The following is a 4,222-nucleotide window of genomic DNA, read 5'->3' on the forward strand; positions in this document are numbered from 1 at the left end:
ACATTTTTCTAGCTTCTAGCAAATCTTTTAGAATCTGTCGAATCCTTGCTTGCAAGAGGTCCTGTCCACAGAGCACTTCGAGGATTCGCAAGACCTGATCTTGTTTTTCCTTGTCATCTGCCAAGCTAGCTAATTTAGCAACCTGAAGATAACTTTCTTTTTTCTTGGCTAGTAACCAGGTCAGCAGGCGTTCGCTCTCATCGACCAAGGTCCAAAAACTTGCCTGGTTTGCCAGTTTTTCTGCTTCAGCACGCGATTGACTAAACTGGGCTAAAAGAATCGCCTTTTTCTTAACTAGACCTGCTTGCTCTAATTGATGGATGAGCTTTTCTTCTTGCTTTTTAAAGTGAAAAATTTGGGTCCGACTTCGGATAGTCGGTAATATCTTTTCCTCATCGCTGGTCAAGAAGAAAATGTAAACTTCACTCTGGGGTTCTTCGTTGACCTTGAGCAGAGAATTAGCTGCGTTGGGATGCATTTTCTCCGCCTGCTCGATAATAAAAACCTGCTGCTGACCTTCAATCCCTGCTTGAGAAAACTGACCCACCAATTCCCGAATGCGTTCTGTCTTGATGACCTGATTGACTGGCTTAATCAAGGTAACATCGGGAAATTCTTCCTGTTCAATCAGCTTGCAGTTTCGGCATTTTTCACATGGCAAAACGCCTACTTTATCCGTACAAAAGAGGCTCTTAGCCAAAAACTGCGCCATTTCTAAGCTTCCAAAGAAACCTGAAAAGAGATAGGCGTGATTGAGCTGGTCTTGTTCTAGGATACGGACAAAGCGGTCAAACTGGTCTGGCTGCCAAGCCTTTAGCTGATCTTGTTTCATTTATCCAAGCCCATTCTGTCAAATAAGACAGCCTTGGTAGTTTCCACAACTTGCTCCAAAGGAAGACTCGCATCAATCTTAACCATGCGATTTCCTTCTTTGTCCAGAAGAGAAAGGTAACCTTGACGAACTTTTTTATGCAAGTCCAAACCTTCCAAGTCCAAACGATTGACCTCGCGATCACTATTGGCAGCAATGCGAGCCAGACCTTCTTCCACCTCGATGTCAAAATAAAGTGTCAAATCGGGTTTGAGGCCATCTGTCGCAAACTGATTGAGCCAATCAATGGCATCAATATCCAAGCCACGGCCAAATCCCTGATAGGCAACAGAACTATCGATGAAGCGGTCCATAATGACCAACTTACCATCTCCAAGAGCAGGGAGAACTTTTTCCACCAAGTGCTGTCTACGACTGGCAATATAGAGAAGTAGTTCAGTCTTAGCATCCATCTGCGTATGACTTGGATCCAAAATCACTTCCCTAATCTTCTCTCCAATCAAGACTCCACCTGGCTCACGGGTCGTCAGCACCTCTACTCCTTTTTCCTCTAAAATTGGGAGTAGATCCTCTAAAACACTGGTCTTTCCTGCTCCCTCTGGTCCCTCAAGAGAGACTAAAAATCCTTTTGACATGTCTAACTCATTTCTTTTTTTCTACCTTCTATTCTATCAAAAAAATAGGTTTTTGTGACAATCTTTTTGTCTCTTCTCCATTCAATCGACCATAAAAGAGGCTGGGAGTCATCCAACCTCTTATTTACCTAGTTCTTGTGTTCGTTTGTAGGCTTGCTGAACTGCCTCCATGACCGTTCCTCTAAAGGCATGCTCTTCCAGACTCGCTACACCCGCGATAGTCGAACCTCCTGGGCTGCAAACTTGGTCTTTCAAAACTCCAGGATGTTGCTGGCTTTCCAGAACCATTTGCCCAGCGCCGACTACTGTTTGGGCTGCCATTTTTAAGGCCGTTTCTCGTGGCAATCCTGTCTGAACACCTGCATCTGCCAAAGCTTCGATAAAGAGGTAGACAAAGGCAGGCCCACAACCTGCAAGCCCTGTCGCAGCATCGATTAAGCCATCCCCAAGTTCAACCAAGAGACCAGCCTTGGCTAAAAGCTGACAAAAGAGTTCCCTGTCCTCAGCACGACAGTTTGCTGACATGGCATAACTAATCACTCCTTGGCCGATAGCCACTGGTGTATTGGGCATGATGCGAATGATTCGGTGTTGACTTGGGATAAGACTAGCTAGTTTTTCCAAGGTCAATCCAGCTGCCATGGAAATCAAAAGAAGACTCTCTCGTTTTTCAAGAATGATCTGATATTGAGAAAGCAAGTCTGAGAACTGAGCTGGCTTAACTCCTAGAAAAATCACATCTGCTTCTGCAAAAATTTCTTCATTGCTGGAAGCCTGACCACCAAAGTTGGCAATGAAAGCATCTACTTTCGCTTGACTACGATTGGCAAGGAGAATCTGAGCACCCGTCTTGCCCTGCAAGACAGCTTTCGCCAAGCTAGCTCCCATATTCCCCAAACCGATAAATCCAATCTTCATCTCTTACTCCCTTATCTGTCCGTCACCAGTAACCACATACTTGTAGCTGGTCAACTCTTTCAAGCCCATAGGTCCACGCGCGTGCAATTTCTGGGTAGAAATTCCCATTTCACATCCAAGACCAAATTGCCCACCATCGGTGAAACGAGTTGAAGCATTGACATAGACTGCTGCAGAGTCCACCTGATCTGTAAAGTAAGCTGCAGCTTCAGCATTTTCCGTCACAATGGCGTCTGAATGATGGGTACTGTGGGCTTCAATATGGGCAACTGCTTCTTCTAAACTGCTCACAACCTTAACCGCTAGGATATAATCTAAAAACTCAGTATCAAAGTCTTGGACCTCAGCTGCTCGACCTGAAACAAACTGACTTGCTGTGCTATCCAAACGAAATTGAATTGGTTCCAGTCCAGCTTCTTTTCGATCTGCAATCAGCACTTGCTCCAAGCGAGGAAGGAAGCTTGTTGCCTTGTCTTCATGAACTAGCAAGACCTCCATGGCATTGCAGACAGAAGGACGACTGGTTTTAGCATTGTTGATGATCGATAGAGCCTTGTCTTCATCAGCATCCTTATCCACATAGACATGGACAATCCCAGTTCCTGTCTCAATAACAGGCACGATAGCATTTTCAACCACGGCATTGATCAAACTAGCCCCTCCACGAGGTATGAGAAGGTCTAAATAACCCTTGGCCTTCATCATAGCATAGCTACTTTCACGACTGGTATCTTCCACTAGTTGAATCACCTCTGGATGTATGGTAGTCGTCTCCAAGCCCTTCTTCAAGGCTGTGACAATAGCATGAGCTGTTTGGTAGGCGTCCTTGCCACTACGAAGAACGACCGCATTGCCACTTTTGAGAGCCAAAGCAGCCGCATCAGACGTCACATTTGGACGGCTTTCATAGATAATACCGATAACCCCCATGGCCACACGTTTCTTGGTGATAACCAAGCCACTTTCAAGCTGACTTGTCTCTAGGACTTCGCCAATGGGATCTGGTAAAGCAACCACTTCACGAATGCCAGTTGCCATCGCTTCTATACGTCCCGCATCCAAATAAAGACGGTCTAGCATAACATCTGAGATTTTCCCCTTAGCCGCTGCCATATCGAGGGCATTGGCTGCTAAAATCTCCTCAGTAGCTGCCAATAACTGATCAGCCATGGCTAGCAAGGCTTGGTTTTTCACTGCTTCACTGGCAGTATTGATTGATTTCTTAACAGCCTGTACCTGTTCAAATTGTTCTTGTGTACTTACCATCGTTCACCTCTAAAATTCTGTAAAGAGCAGCTGGATTTCAGGAGTGATGGAAATCCAGTCATCACGGTGAATCAAGACTCCCTTAGCTTTTTGGGAACGAAGCATGTCTTCTAGAGCTGAGACGCCAAATTGGACACGTCCCTTTCCAAGAGATTGACCTGTTTCTTTATCTGCTACTGTGACAATATCGTGGTAAGAGAAGTTTCCTTCCACTTCTACCACACCTGATAAAAGGAGACTTTTCCCGTTTTTTGAAAGTGCCTCTGCAGCTCCACCATCTACCCAAATCGTTCCCTGACTTTGAGCATAGAAGGCCAGCCATTGTTTCTGGGTACGAAGTCCCTTCTCTTGCGCAACAAAGAAGGAACCATCCTTGGTCTCCTCCGCTGCCTCAATCAGTGCATCTGATTTCAAGGAGGAGCAAATATAGACTGGCACACCTGACTCCGTTGCAATAGTTGCAGCTTTGATTTTTGTCAGCATGCCCCCAGTACCGTTTGACGAACCTGCTCCACCAGCCATATCAATAATCTCACGGTTGATGGTCTCATTTCTCTCCAAACGTTTGGCT

5 protein-coding genes are annotated in these 4,222 nt (G+C 45.5%); all 5 read right to left on the reverse strand.

Annotated elements, in window-relative coordinates:
* On the reverse strand, window positions 1-832 hold an 832-nt coding region (locus SORDD16_RS05505; RefSeq protein WP_061452667.1), incomplete at its 3' end, for a DNA polymerase III subunit delta'.
* Complete coding sequence (tmk, locus tag SORDD16_RS05510) at window positions 829-1,467, reverse strand: dTMP kinase (protein WP_061452668.1); 639 nt, start codon at window positions 1,465-1,467, stop codon at window positions 829-831. The genes SORDD16_RS05505 and tmk, both read right to left, overlap by 4 nt.
* A 120-nt stretch (window positions 1,468-1,587) precedes the next feature.
* Entirely contained in the window at window positions 1,588-2,385 is a 798-nt protein-coding gene (gene proC / locus SORDD16_RS05515) for a pyrroline-5-carboxylate reductase (protein WP_061452669.1), read from the reverse strand.
* Window positions 2,386-2,388: 3 nt separating this feature from the next.
* On the reverse strand, window positions 2,389-3,651 hold the full coding sequence (locus SORDD16_RS05520) for a glutamate-5-semialdehyde dehydrogenase (protein WP_061452670.1): 1,263 nt from the start codon (window positions 3,649-3,651) through the stop codon (window positions 2,389-2,391).
* Window positions 3,652-3,660: 9 nt separating this feature from the next.
* A partial coding sequence (locus tag SORDD16_RS11850) for a PUA domain-containing protein (protein ID WP_347230207.1) occupies window positions 3,661-4,222 on the reverse strand: 562 nt, incomplete at its 5' end.

The organism is Streptococcus oralis, assembly GCF_001578945.1.
GTDB classification, from domain to species: Bacteria; Bacillota; Bacilli; order Lactobacillales; family Streptococcaceae; genus Streptococcus; species Streptococcus oralis_Q.

Excerpts from the sequence above, each read along its gene's own strand:
- tmk (WP_061452668.1), bottom strand. The coding sequence starts at position 1,467 with ATGTCAAAAGGATTTTTAGTCTCTCTTGAGGGACCAGAGGGAGCAGGA.
- SORDD16_RS05520 (WP_061452670.1), bottom strand. The coding sequence starts at position 3,651 with ATGGTAAGTACACAAGAACAATTTGAACAGGTACAGGCTGTTAAGAAA.
- proC (WP_061452669.1), bottom strand. The coding sequence starts at position 2,385 with ATGAAGATTGGATTTATCGGTTTGGGGAATATGGGAGCTAGCTTGGCG.